General features: G+C 61.6%; 12 protein-coding genes. 7 read left to right on the forward strand and 5 right to left on the reverse strand.

The window, feature by feature from the left end:
* The first annotated feature begins 9 nt into the window (after positions 1-9).
* Entirely contained in the window at positions 10-1,665 is a 1,656-nt protein-coding gene (locus AB1495_RS15095; protein ID WP_074637118.1) for an FAD-binding dehydrogenase, read from the forward strand.
* 10 nt (positions 1,666-1,675) lie between these two features.
* Here AB1495_RS15095 and AB1495_RS15100 read toward each other — a convergent pair whose 3' ends face one another.
* Complete coding sequence (locus tag AB1495_RS15100) at positions 1,676-2,311, reverse strand: TetR/AcrR family transcriptional regulator (RefSeq protein ID WP_074637116.1); 636 nt, start codon at positions 2,309-2,311, stop codon at positions 1,676-1,678.
* 213 nt (positions 2,312-2,524) lie between these two features.
* Here AB1495_RS15100 and AB1495_RS15105 point away from each other — a divergent pair, with 213 nt between their 5' ends.
* Together AB1495_RS15105 and AB1495_RS15110 are read left to right on the forward strand one after the other, a co-directional pair.
* Complete coding sequence (locus tag AB1495_RS15105) at positions 2,525-3,553, forward strand: YeiH family protein (RefSeq protein WP_074637114.1); 1,029 nt, start codon at positions 2,525-2,527, stop codon at positions 3,551-3,553.
* Entirely contained in the window at positions 3,553-4,428 is an 876-nt protein-coding gene (locus tag AB1495_RS15110; protein ID WP_074637111.1) for a LysR substrate-binding domain-containing protein, read from the forward strand. The genes AB1495_RS15105 and AB1495_RS15110 overlap by 1 nt, the downstream gene beginning before the upstream one ends.
* A 9-nt stretch (positions 4,429-4,437) precedes the next feature.
* Here AB1495_RS15110 and AB1495_RS15115 read toward each other — a convergent pair whose 3' ends face one another.
* The gene (locus tag AB1495_RS15115) at positions 4,438-5,706 is read right to left on the reverse strand and encodes a GAF domain-containing sensor histidine kinase (RefSeq protein ID WP_074637108.1); all 1,269 of its coding nucleotides are present in this window, start codon (positions 5,704-5,706) and stop codon (positions 4,438-4,440) included.
* A gap of 197 nt (positions 5,707-5,903) precedes the next feature.
* Between AB1495_RS15115 and nthA the strand changes: the two genes are divergently transcribed.
* The 3 genes from nthA to AB1495_RS15130 are packed head-to-tail and all read left to right on the forward strand — an operon-like array spanning position 5,904 to position 7,512.
* Positions 5,904-6,530, forward strand: a complete 627-nt coding sequence (nthA, locus tag AB1495_RS15120) for a nitrile hydratase subunit alpha (protein ID WP_074637106.1) — start codon at positions 5,904-5,906, stop codon at positions 6,528-6,530.
* Entirely contained in the window at positions 6,527-7,189 is a 663-nt protein-coding gene (gene nthB, locus AB1495_RS15125) for a nitrile hydratase subunit beta (RefSeq protein WP_074637104.1), read from the forward strand. The genes nthA and nthB overlap by 4 nt, the downstream gene beginning before the upstream one ends.
* Entirely contained in the window at positions 7,186-7,512 is a 327-nt protein-coding gene (locus AB1495_RS15130) for a nitrile hydratase accessory protein (RefSeq protein WP_074637102.1), read from the forward strand. The genes nthB and AB1495_RS15130 overlap by 4 nt, the downstream gene beginning before the upstream one ends.
* A 40-nt stretch (positions 7,513-7,552) precedes the next feature.
* On the opposite strand, the gene AB1495_RS15135 is transcribed toward AB1495_RS15130, so the two are convergent.
* The 3 genes from AB1495_RS15135 to AB1495_RS15145 form a co-directional block, all read right to left on the reverse strand.
* Complete coding sequence (locus tag AB1495_RS15135) at positions 7,553-8,863, reverse strand: TRAP transporter large permease (protein WP_005848709.1); 1,311 nt, start codon at positions 8,861-8,863, stop codon at positions 7,553-7,555.
* Entirely contained in the window at positions 8,860-9,408 is a 549-nt protein-coding gene (locus AB1495_RS15140; RefSeq protein ID WP_009824216.1) for a TRAP transporter small permease, read from the reverse strand. The genes AB1495_RS15135 and AB1495_RS15140 overlap by 4 nt, the downstream gene beginning before the upstream one ends.
* A gap of 82 nt (positions 9,409-9,490) precedes the next feature.
* Entirely contained in the window at positions 9,491-10,642 is a 1,152-nt protein-coding gene (locus AB1495_RS15145) for a C4-dicarboxylate TRAP transporter substrate-binding protein (RefSeq protein WP_074637175.1), read from the reverse strand.
* A 333-nt stretch (positions 10,643-10,975) separates the two neighbouring features.
* Between AB1495_RS15145 and AB1495_RS15150 the strand changes: the two genes are divergently transcribed.
* Complete coding sequence (locus tag AB1495_RS15150; protein WP_074637100.1) at positions 10,976-11,632, forward strand: TetR/AcrR family transcriptional regulator; 657 nt, start codon at positions 10,976-10,978, stop codon at positions 11,630-11,632.
* The last annotated feature ends 6 nt before the right edge of the window (positions 11,633-11,638 follow it).

The raw sequence follows: 11,638 nt of genomic DNA on the forward strand, positions 1-11,638 counted from the left end.
GAGCTTTGCATGAACACCTCTGACGTAATTATCGTGGGCGGCGGTCTGGCCGGACTGGTCGCCGCAGCCGAACTGGCTGATCGTGGGAAACAGGTCACCATCATCGATCAGGAACCCGAAGCCTTTCTGGGCGGGCAGGCCTTCTGGTCCCTTGGCGGGCTGATGCTGATCGACAGCCCCGAACAGCGCCGGATGGGCATCAAGGACAGCCGCGAACTTGCGCTGCAAGACTGGATGGGATCGGCGCAGTTCGACCGACCCGAAGACGCATGGCCGCGCAAATGGGCCGAGGCCTATGTCGATTTCGCCGCAGGCCCGATGCGCAGTTGGCTGTACGATATGGGGATGCGGTGGTTTCCCGTCGTGGGATGGGCCGAACGCGGCGGCAGCTTTGGGTCGGGTCACGGGAATTCGGTGCCGCGCTTCCACCTGACTTGGGGTGTTGGGCCCGGAACAATGGAACCATTCGAACGCCGCGTGCGGGAACACGAACAGGCCGGTCGCATCGCGCTGAAATTCCGCCATCGCTGTTCGCATATCATCATGGAAAACGGTGCCGCGGTCGGTGTCTCGGGCGAGGTGCTGGCGGCGGACGGGGCATCGCGCGGGCAAAAGACCAACCGTGATATCGTGGGCGATTTCGAACTGCGCGCGCCCTCTGTCGTTGTCACCTCCGGCGGGATCGGCGGAGATTTCGAGCTGGTGCGCAAGTCATGGCCGACGGCACGTCTTGGGCCCGCCCCGAAAGAGATGATCGCCGGCGTGCCCGCCCACGTCGATGGCCGCATGATCGCCATCAGCGAGGCGGCGGGCGGCCAGCTGATCAACAATGACCGCATGTGGCACTATACCGAGGGCGTGAAGAACTGGGACCCGATCTGGCCCAACCACGGTATCCGTATCCTGCCCGGCCCGTCGTCGATGTGGTTCGATGCAAAGGGCAACCGCTTTCCCGCGCCGTCGCTGCCGGGGTTCGACAGTCTGGGGTCTTTGAAGATGATCCTTGATACGGGCTTTGATTATTCGTGGTTCATCACGACGCAGAAGATCGTGAAAAAGGAATTTGCCCTGTCAGGGTCAGAGCAGAACCCCGATTTCGCCGACAAAAGCTGGGTCAAAGTCTTGCAGCAACGTATCCTGAACAAGGCCGCGACCCCCGCCGTCGAGGCCTTCAAGGAGCATGGCGAGAATTTCGTCGTCGCCCAAACATTGCCCGAGCTCATCGCCAAGATGAACGGGATGGAGGGGAATGACCTGTTGTCGCTTGACAAGATCGAGGCCGAGATCAGGGCCCGCGACAGGCAGGTCGATAACAACTTCACCAAAGACGCGCAGATCATGGCGATCCATGCGGCGCGGAACTATCGCGGCGACAAGCTGCAACGCACGGCGAAACTGCACAAGATCCTCGACCCTGAAAACGGGCCGTTGATCGGGGTCAAGCTGAACATCATCACGCGCAAAACTCTGGGCGGGTTGCAGACCAATCTTGACAGCCAGATGCTGGATGCCTCTGGCACGCCGATCCCGGGGCTGTTCGCGGCGGGCGAGGTCGCCGGTTTTGGCGGCGGTGGGTATCACGGGTATAACGCGCTTGAGGGGACGTTTCTGGGCGGCTGCATCTTTTCTGGGCGGCAAGCGGGGCGGGCGGATACAATCGCCTGACCCGCAGGCGCTAATCCGACAGGTATTGCGCCAGATAACGTTCAAGCACTTTGGTCAGCTCTTGCGAATAGGGGCGAGAGCTGCGCCGATCCGCCTGCGCCGCGACCAGATCTTCCATCGCAAGGGAGATCTGGATCGTGGTCTTGGCCACCACCACCGGATCGCCACCCTGAAACCCGTCGGCACCGCTTTCCCATCTGTTGCATAGAAAGCGGACCAGATCATCGTGGTCGTCATCCTCGATCGCGAGCGGCCCGCGTTTCGTCGCGAAATGCAGCAGCAGGGGGCGGTAGTAGGGATGTCGCGCCAGATACCTGCGCTGCACATCCAGCACGGCACGCAACCGGTCCCGCCATGTCGTATGGGCGTGAACATCATCAAGGCTGGCGAAAAGCTTGGCGCGTAATTCATTGGCGGTCTGCGAATAGAGTTCAAGCAGCACGTCATCAAGCGTGGGAAAATACCGATAGATAGAGCTGACAGGCACCCCGGCACGGGTCGCGATGGCAGTGGTGGTGAGGTCTTGCAACCGGTTCTCGGCCAGCAGCGCCGCCGTGGCGTTCAGGATGACATGCACGCGGGTCACCGCACGCGACTGGCGCGGCGTTTCACGGGTCCGCAGGGGGCCAAAGATGATCGGGACCATGGGTTTCCCTTTCTGCGCAGCGATGCGGGTTTCGGCAGTCCCATAACGATAGGGGCGTAGAACCCCAAGCGTAAAGAGAGACGCTGCATCAAGCGACTGCCGCGGCCTAACCAATCAATCACCCATTCCGATCATTTGGACAATTATAATCCGTTGGATTGATGTATCGGAATAGCCGATAGTGCACAGGTAACGACGATACTTAGGCACGCTATGACGGATACGACCCTCTCTGACCACATCCACGCTGATAAAACCACGCCATCGATCTGGCCGGGTCTGGCGCTTGCCGCCATGATCGCCGCGCTGGCCTTTGCACTGCGGTATCTGCCGGGGGTGGGGATGCTGAGCCCGTTGATCCTCGCGATCCTTCTGGGCATGGCGCTGCGCAACACCCTTGGCACGCCCGAGGTGGCGAAGGCAGGGCTTGCGATCAGTATGCGGCCGGTGTTGCGGGCGGGGATTATCCTGATGGGGTTGCAGCTGACGCTGGGGCAGGTTGCGGCTGTCGGCTGGGTGGGGGTCGCGGTGATCGCGCTGTCGCTGGTGCTGACCTTCGGGTTCACCACATGGCTGGGCCGCGTGCTGGGGGTGGATGCCAAGCTGACGCAGTTGATCGCGGCGGGCACGTCGATCTGCGGGGCCTCTGCCGTGATCGCAACCAATACCGTCACCCGTGGCCGCGACGAAGACGTCGCCTATGCGGTGGCTTGCGTGACGATTTTTGGCTCGCTCTCCATGATCCTGCTGCCCTTGGCCGAAAGCTGGCTGACCCTTGGCCCGCGCGGCTTTGGCCTTTGGACCGGTGCGTCGATCCACGAGGTCGCCCAGGTCGTCGCCGCCGCCTTCCAGCGCGGCGAGGAGGCCGGCCAGTTCGGCACGATTGCCAAGCTCACGCGGGTGATGATGCTTGCCCCGATGATCCTGTGTCTGGGCGCGTTTGCCGCGCGGCGGCGTCAGGGGCAAGGCGGTGGCGGCAAGGCCCCGATCCCGTGGTTTGTTTTCGGGTTCATCGCGATGGTCGGCGTGGCCTCGACCGGTTGGGTGCCGCAGGCGGTGCTGGACCCCGCGACCGGTGTGACGCAATTCCTGCTGGCGATGGCGCTTGCGGCGATGGGGCTTGAGACCGATCTGCGCAAACTTGCTGCGGCGGGGGGGCGTCCGGCCTTGCTGGGGGCGGCGGCTTGGGTCTTTATCATGGGCGTCAGCCTTGCGCTGATCATCCTGACGGGGGCCGCCTGATGACACTGGACCAGTTGCGCATTTTCGTTGCCGTGGCAGAGCGTGAACACATGACCCGCGCCGCCGAAGCATTGAACCAGACCCAGAGTGCGACCAGCGCTGCCATCGCCGCGCTGGAAGATCGTCATAACCTGCGCCTCTTTGATCGTATCGGACGGCGGATTGTGCTGACCGATGCGGGGCGCGATTTTCTGGGCGAAGCCCGTGCCGTACTGGCCCGCGCAGCCATCGCCAGCCAGCGGCTGGATGATCTGGCGGGGGTGAAACGCGGCAGGCTTCGGCTTGCGGCAAGCCAGACGGTCGCGAACTACTGGTTGCCCGCGGTGATCGCGCGGTTCCGCGCGGCGCACCCCGAGATCGCGCTGACAGTGCGGATCGGCAACAGCGACGACGCCGCCCGCGCGGTCGAAGCATTGCAAGCTGACATCGGCATTATCGAGGGGGACTGCCAGCTCACCACACTCCGCGCTAAGGCGGTGGCGGGGGACACGCTGCGGCTGGTGTTCCCAAGCGGTGCCGCGGCGGGCGATCTTTCGCCTGAACGCTTGCGCCAGACCCCTTGGATCCTGCGGGAAGCAGGGTCAGGCACGCGCGACAGTTTTCTGCAGTGGCTCGGGCGGCAGGGCTTGGGGCTGGAGAATCTGGAAAGCACACTGGAGCTTCCGTCAAACGAGGCGGTGTGCAGCGCGGTCGAAGCGGGCATCGGTGCCGCGCTGCTGTCCGATCTGGTGGTCCGCCGGTCGATCGAGGCGGGGCGGATGGTCGACGTGCCCATCGACACCCCGCAGCGACGGTTTCACATCCTGACCCATGCCGAACGCCAACCAAGCGCGCTTGAGGCCCGGTTCATCCACCACGCCGAGACAAGCTTTTAGGCTCCGCTGCTAGATAAGCTTCTGCCGCGCATCGGGGACAGTGGCGGGCGCCATCTTGGCGGCCTGGATCATCGCGGTTTTACCCCGCCACGCGGGCAGGCGGATGACGGCGCGGCTGTGATCCGCTTCTGCGTGGACCTCAAAATCGCCGCCGTGCATCTCGACCAGCTTGCGGGTCAGGGGCAGCCCCAGACCCAGCCCGCCCTTGGTCGCGCGGTGGTCCAGCGACCCGCCCACGACAAAAGGTTTGTAAAGTTCGGCCAGTTCGACATGTTCGTCGAAACTGCCGTTGTCCCGGACCGAAATCTCGATGTTCCCGTCCATGTCCTGAAACGTCTCTAGGGTGATGTCGGTCCCGCCGTGCATCACGGCATTCAACACCAAGGCTGTGACGGCAAGCTCGATCTGTTCGGCGTCCACATGCAGCGTATCCAGCATCACAGTATCACGAAGCGTGACCGTTTTGGCCGCCACATCCGTGGTGGGGAACTGCAACCTTGCAACCGCGCTCAGGATCGCGGCAAGGTCGCAGTTTTGTTCGTTCAACCGCAGCTCGCCGGTGCTGGCGTTACTATAGGACAGGATCGTTTCAATCAGTTTCGTCAGGTGATCCACCGACCGACGGGCCGAATGGATCAGCGTGGGGTTAGTACCGGTGCTTGCTGTCGCCTCCAACAGCTTGAGACTGCCGAAAAGTACGGTGAGCGGCGTGCGCAACTCGTGCCCGACCAAGGTCAGGAAGGCTGATTGCGCGGTTTTATCCTGCTGCACTTCGGGGGCTTCGGGTTGGCTCCGCTCTAGTGCGGCAACGACGATACGACCCAGATCGGTGAGCAGGGCAATCTGCTTTTCCGAAGGGTATTCATGGGGCTTCAGGTCCAGCGCACAAAGGCTGCCAAAGCGGTGACCGGAGGACAGGATAAGCGGCACACCCGCGTAATAGCGCGCCTCCGGCCCGCCCTTGGCGACCATCGGGTGCCGTTCAAAGCGGGCGTCCTTGCTGAGATCGGGCACGATCATCGGCGCGTCGGACATAATGGTGTGCGCACAAAAACCGGTGTCCTTAGGCATCGGGTCCAGATGCATGCCCACAACGGATTTATACCACTGGCTGTCCTCTTCGACCACGCTGATATGCGCAATCGGACAGTCAAGCAGGGTGCGCGCCGCCTCGCATATCGTGTCAAACAACGCTTCGTTTTGTGCGGTCAGTCCCGGAATGTCAAAAACGGCGCGCAGGCGGGCTTCTTCGTTAAAGGGGATCGGATAGGTTCTCATGCGGGGCTCCTTGGCTTTGGGTCAACTTGGTTAACAAATTAGGCATTCCTGCGGTCGCTTCGTGTCAGGACGGGGGGATAAGTAAGGTATGTTGACGTCACGGAAGTCGCGGCGGGCCGCCCACACATATGGTGGTTTCCAATCGCGGCGTTCCCTCCTATCGTTGCATCAACACGCAGGGCGAAGGGGGCGGAACGATGACATCCCACGGGCATGATCACGACGGCGATCATTCACATCTGACAGAAACCGAGGCGCGGGTGAGGGCGCTGGAAAGCCTGCTGAGCGCTAAGGGCTATATCGACAGCGCGGCGGTGGACCGTATCATCCAGACCTACGAGACCAAGATCGGCCCGCGCAACGGCGCGCATGTGGTGGCGAAATCATGGGTCGAGCCGGAATTCGAGGCTTGGCTGCGGCGCGATTCCTCTGCAGCGATCCATTCGCTTGGGTATCATTCCCGTCAGGGCGAGCATATCGAAGCGGTGTTCAACTCGGACGAGGTGCATCATCTGGTCGTCTGCACGCTGTGCTCTTGCTACCCGTGGTCGGTGCTGGGGCTGCCGCCGACGTGGTATAAATCACCTCCCTTCCGGTCACGGGCGGTGATTGATCCGCGTGGGGTGCTGGCGGAGTTCGGCGTGACCCTTGATCCGGCAACGCGGGTCGAGGTGCATGATTCAACCGCCGAGATCCGCTATCTCGTGATCCCGCAGCGCCCGGCGGGAACCGAAGGCTATTCGATGGAACAGTTGGCCGATCTGGTGACACGCAATGCGATGATCGGGACAGGGCTGACGCGCGCGCCGCAGGTGGCATCATGAACGGCGGGGCGGACCTTGGCGGGATGATGGGCTTTGGCCCTGTGGTGCAAGAAGAGGACGAACCGCTGTTTCACGCCCCCTGGGAGGCCCGCGCGCTTGGTATCGTGGTGGCGCTTGGGGCCTGCGGGCAGTGGAATATCGATGCTGCGCGATCCGCGCGCGAGGATATGCATCCGGGCGATTATACCCGCACGCCCTATTACGCGATCTGGCTGAAAGCGGCCAAGCGGTTGATGGTGGAAAAGGGGATGCTCACCGAGGCAGAGATCGCGCAATCGGTGCCGCTGACCCCCGCCGCGGCGATCAAACGCAAGCTTGCTGCCGAAGATGTCGACGACATGTTGGCGGCGGGGGGGCCGGCGGATCGGCCCGCGACTGGGACCCCGGCCTTTGCCGTCGGGGATCAGATCAGAACGATTAACAACCATCCCGCCACCCACACCCGCATGGCACGTTATGCCCGCGACAAGATCGGGACGATCACCAAGGTGCACGGGTTTCACGTCTTTCCCGATAGCAATGCGCAAGGGCAGGGCGAGGATCCGCAATGGCTGTATCAGGTGGCCTTTTCGGCGCGCACGCTTTGGGGCGATCAGGCGCGCGCGGATGACAGCGTGACCCTTGATCTGTGGGAACCCTATCTAAGGACCGTATCATGACCCTGCCCGATCTTTCGCTTTTGCCCGATATTACGCTGTCGGATGATGAACCGGTGTTTGACGCGCCGTGGCAGGCGCAGGCCTTTGCGATGGCGGTGTCCCTGCATCAATCGGGGGCCTTCACATGGGCCGAATGGGCGCAAGCGCTGACCGCAGAGGTGCATTCAGGGACAGAGCGTGACTACTACCAGCACTGGCTGACCGCGCTGGAAAAGATCGTGGCGCAGAAGCAGCTGACAACGGCGGCCGAGCTGACGGCGTGTAAAGACGCATGGCACGAAGCGGCGGCGCGGACGCCTCACGGGCAAGCTATCACGCTGTAGAAAGCTCCGGCGCGGAAAGCTCCGCGCCGGAGGCGATGTCTTAGCGGCCGACCCAATCGGGCAGGAACATCACGATATCGGGCACGGCGATCAACGCCGCCACGATCAACAGATCAACGATGACGAACCAGAACACGCCCTTGAAGATCGTGGACAGCGACGCGGTATTGCCGACCACTCCTTTGATCACAAAGACGTTCATCCCCATGGGCGGCGTGATCATCCCGATCTCGAGCAGTTTGACCAGCACCACACCGAACCACAGCAGGCTATAGCCCGTCTCTTCGACGATGGGCAGAACGATAGGCAAGGTCAGCAGCATCGCACCGACGGGCTCCAGCATCATGCCAAGCGCAAGATAGACGCAAACGATGCCGATCATGATCAACAGCGGCGCGGCACCAAAGCCCAGGATCGCATCGGACAGCGCGTCCCCGATCCCCGACAGCGCCAGAAAGCGTGTCAGCAGGCTGGCCCCCACGGCGATGATCAGCAAAGCTGCGGTGGTGGTCAGTGTTTCGGTGATCGCCATGCGCAGCGCCTTGAACGTCAGCGTGCGGTACAGCAGGGCGACAATGGTCGACAGCATGGCCCCGATGGCGCCCGCTTCGGTCGGGGTGAACGCCCCGCCAAACAGACCCGCGAACACACCGATCACGATCAGCAGCACCGGCCATGTCTGACCCAATGCCTTGATCTTTTCCGCGCGCGTCGCGCTGATCTGGACCGGAGGGGCAAGATCAGGGTTCATCTTCACCCGCACGAGGATCAGCACGATATAGGCGACCAGCGTGATCACCCCGACCACCAGACCACCTAGGAAGAGCGCGCTGACTGACTGCCGCGAGATGATGCCGTAGAGGATCATCAGGATGGATGGTGGGATCAGGGCACCAATGGTCCCCGCCGCGGCAACGGTGCCCGTCGCCAGTTCGGGGCTGTACCGGTGACGCACCATTTCAGGTACCGCGATTTTACCCATCGCCGCAGAGCAGGCGACCGACGATCCGGTCACAGCGGCAAAACCCGCGCAGCCAAAGACTGACGCAATCGCAAGGCCGCCCGGTAGGCTCGACAGCCAGATCTGCGCGGCGTTGAACAGCCCCTGCGTCAGCCTTGTGTGATAACAGATGAACCCCATGAACAGGAAGGCGGGGATAGAGCTCAGCACCCATGAATTGGCAAAGCTATAGGGCACGATCCCGAGGCTCCCCCAGGCGATGTTCCAGTTGAACATGGACCAAAGCCCGCCAAAGGACACGGCGATCAGCGAGATGCCGATCGGGATACGCATCAGGATCATCGCCAGCAGGATCGCGATAAAGATGCCTGCGATTTGTAACTCGGTCATTGTGCGTCTCCGCCGGCTAGATAGGGGTCTTCAACCTGCAAGGCGTTCAACCCGTGGGGGCGGCCGGTAAGGTGACAGATGAATTTCCACGCGGCGACGATCGACATCAGGCCAAAGCCCAAGGGCAGCGCCAGATAGGTGGGCCATGTGGTCACCTTCCCGCCTGCCTCGATCGAATAGGAGCCGCCGATAAATTTCGCCAAAGCCTCGTCTCCGGTGCGGATCGCGACGGTGGCGGTCACGATGCAGGTCAGCAGCAAGGCCAACCCCGCGAGAAAGCTTTGTACTTTGGTGGGAAACCTTTCGACCAGCAGTTCAACCGCGATGTGGCTGTCGTTTTGCTCCACCGCGGCGAGAGGCAGAAAGGCGATCGCGACCATATAAAAGGCCGAGACGTAAAGAATAGTAGAGTTCAGCGGCGTATCGAACGCAAAGCGCATGACCACGTCGATGGTGACATGGGCAACCAGCATCAGAACAATGATACCAGCCAGCGAAGCGGTCAACGTGATCACCGCAGAGATCACTGACGCGATAAGTTTCATCGGAGTATCCGTTTGCAAAAGGGGCCGTCGGGGGGCCACGCGCATCGGCGCGGCACCCCGTTGTGATCAGCGGATGGGCGGCTTACTGCGCGTAAGTCGCTGGGTCCACTTTGGAAATCACCTGATCCCAGATCACTTGGTTCAACGCGTCAGCGCTGTCCACGTCGACCACCAGATCGTTCCACTTGGCCAACAGCGGCTCGAAATCGGCGGCGATTTCATCGGCCCGCGCTACGTCGTAAGTGTCTTTGAACAGGGCGGAAACGGTCTTGAGGTCCTGACGGCTGAATTCCTTGACCGCTGCCAGCAGCTCTGCGTCGGGTTCGTGGATGTTGATCCCGGCCCCACGCGCATGTTCGATCGCCGTGGCATCGTCGGTGTAGAAGTTCCATGTTGTGTGCGCCGTCATCTGGCTGCCACCCCACAGCAGGGCTTCGCGCGCTGCGTCGTCCATGCCCTTCCAGCGGTCCGCATTCACATTTGCCGAGGAAACGCCCGCAAACACACCGCCCGGTACGGCCAGCGTGATGTCGGTGACGACCTCGTGCAGGTTGTAGTTTGTCAGCTCGGGCGCGGACAGCATGGCGCAGTCGATGATGCCTTGATCCAGCGCTTCATAGGCTTCGGAAACGGGCAGACGCACGCCTTGGGCACCGAAAGCTTCGGCGAAACGTACGAAACCGGCACCACCGGCACGCAGACGCAGACCGTTCAGATCCTCGACGGAGGTGACTTTGACGTCCTTGCACAGCAGGTTGTACAGCGGGGTCACGCCGCCGCCGGTATAGACCTGATTTTGCGCGCTATATTCTTCCAGACACTCGGGGCATTTGGTGAAGGTGTATTCGACCATCGCGCCGGTGAAGGCCAGCGGCTCTTTGCCTGTGGGTTCTTCCACAAGGTTCACCAGCAGGTTCATCTCGTGCAGGAAGAGGTTGGTCGAATATTCCGCCGGATAGTAGGGCGGCAGCACAAAGCCGACATCCGCCAGACCGTCGCGCACACCGGGCGAGGTTTCAGGCAGGCTCAGCAGGGACATCGCGAAACCGGTTACGTCGACTTCACCGTCAGAGCGTTCGGCCACGGCTTCGGCGTAGGCGTCAACCGCCAGACCGATGGCAGAGTTATTCGGATAGCCGTAGGCAAAGTTCAGACGCTCTTTCGCGCTGGCCTGACCGGCGATGGCAACAGCAGCGACCAATGCGGTGACTGCGACGGATGATTTATAAGTCATGTATGTCCTCCCAAACATATATTTCGGGTCACGCAACCGCGCAAAACGCGTGGTTGCCCCTTGATTTTCGGTACTCGGCACACCGTCCATTCCCACGGTCTGATGTGTTGAGCCTGTGTTTTGACGGTCCAACATTCCGAGTAGTATGTTACTCTCGTAACAGGGCGCGCAGGTGTCAATAGCTGTCGGTGATGTAAGTGCGCTAACGGATAATTACGGGGGGTCCGCTGACGCAACGGCTTGTCACAACCGTTTTTTTCGGCTCAGTATTCACGCTACACGGGCAAAACCCCCCGTTCTTTACTGCGCACCCGCTGTCAAAGGCTGAACCGAATGGACGAACACATCGATGACGACACGCTGACGGACGCCACCGAGGGGGCCGCGCCCAAGCATGACAGCCGCCGCGAGATCATCGAGGCGGCGGCGCAGTGCTTTATGCTCAAGGGGCTCGACAAGGCGACGATGGACGATATCGCCGATGTTCTGGGTGCGACCAAGGGGCGGGTGTACCACCATTTCCGGTCCAAGAACGCGATCTATTTCGCGGTGTACCGACAGGCGATGCAATATTGTTTTGACGCGGTTACCCCGCTGATATCATTGAATACTTCCAACATCAGCAAGCTTGAATTGATGGCCCATGCCCATGCGCGTGTGATGATGGATACGCTGCCCTATCAGCGCAGTATCCGCTTGGGCGTAGAGGTCTATTTGCGCGGCTCCACCACCGAAGCCGAGCGCGCCGTGCTGCGCGAGCTGATTACCCTGCGCAACGACTATGAAAATCTCTACCGCGAGGTGCTGCGCGCGGGTGTGGCGCAGGGGGAGTTGGACGTGCCAAACATCGAAATCGCCAGCCGTGCGTTGATGGGTGCATTGAACGGGCTGGTTGACTGGTACCGTATCCGGCCCGATCAATCCGAGGCGGAGCGCGACGCGCTGGCCCGTGCCTTGGCGCATGCCGTGGTGCATGGCACCACGGCATAATCCGTT

This window comes from Sulfitobacter pontiacus, from assembly GCF_040790665.1.
Taxonomy (GTDB): Bacteria; Pseudomonadota; Alphaproteobacteria; order Rhodobacterales; family Rhodobacteraceae; genus Sulfitobacter; species Sulfitobacter pontiacus.

Excerpts from the sequence above, each read along its gene's own strand:
- AB1495_RS15150 (WP_074637100.1), top strand. The coding sequence starts at position 10,976 with ATGGACGAACACATCGATGACGACACGCTGACGGACGCCACCGAGGGG.
- nthB (WP_074637104.1), top strand. The coding sequence starts at position 6,527 with ATGAACGGCGGGGCGGACCTTGGCGGGATGATGGGCTTTGGCCCTGTG.
- AB1495_RS15140 (WP_009824216.1), bottom strand. The coding sequence starts at position 9,408 with ATGAAACTTATCGCGTCAGTGATCTCTGCGGTGATCACGTTGACCGCT.
- AB1495_RS15110 (WP_074637111.1), top strand. The coding sequence starts at position 3,553 with ATGACACTGGACCAGTTGCGCATTTTCGTTGCCGTGGCAGAGCGTGAA.
- nthA (WP_074637106.1), top strand. The coding sequence starts at position 5,904 with ATGACATCCCACGGGCATGATCACGACGGCGATCATTCACATCTGACA.
- AB1495_RS15145 (WP_074637175.1), bottom strand. The coding sequence starts at position 10,642 with ATGACTTATAAATCATCCGTCGCAGTCACCGCATTGGTCGCTGCTGTT.
- AB1495_RS15095 (WP_074637118.1), top strand. The coding sequence starts at position 10 with ATGAACACCTCTGACGTAATTATCGTGGGCGGCGGTCTGGCCGGACTG.
- AB1495_RS15130 (WP_074637102.1), top strand. The coding sequence starts at position 7,186 with ATGACCCTGCCCGATCTTTCGCTTTTGCCCGATATTACGCTGTCGGAT.
- AB1495_RS15105 (WP_074637114.1), top strand. The coding sequence starts at position 2,525 with ATGACGGATACGACCCTCTCTGACCACATCCACGCTGATAAAACCACG.
- AB1495_RS15100 (WP_074637116.1), bottom strand. The coding sequence starts at position 2,311 with ATGGTCCCGATCATCTTTGGCCCCCTGCGGACCCGTGAAACGCCGCGC.
- AB1495_RS15115 (WP_074637108.1), bottom strand. The coding sequence starts at position 5,706 with ATGAGAACCTATCCGATCCCCTTTAACGAAGAAGCCCGCCTGCGCGCC.
- AB1495_RS15135 (WP_005848709.1), bottom strand. The coding sequence starts at position 8,863 with ATGACCGAGTTACAAATCGCAGGCATCTTTATCGCGATCCTGCTGGCG.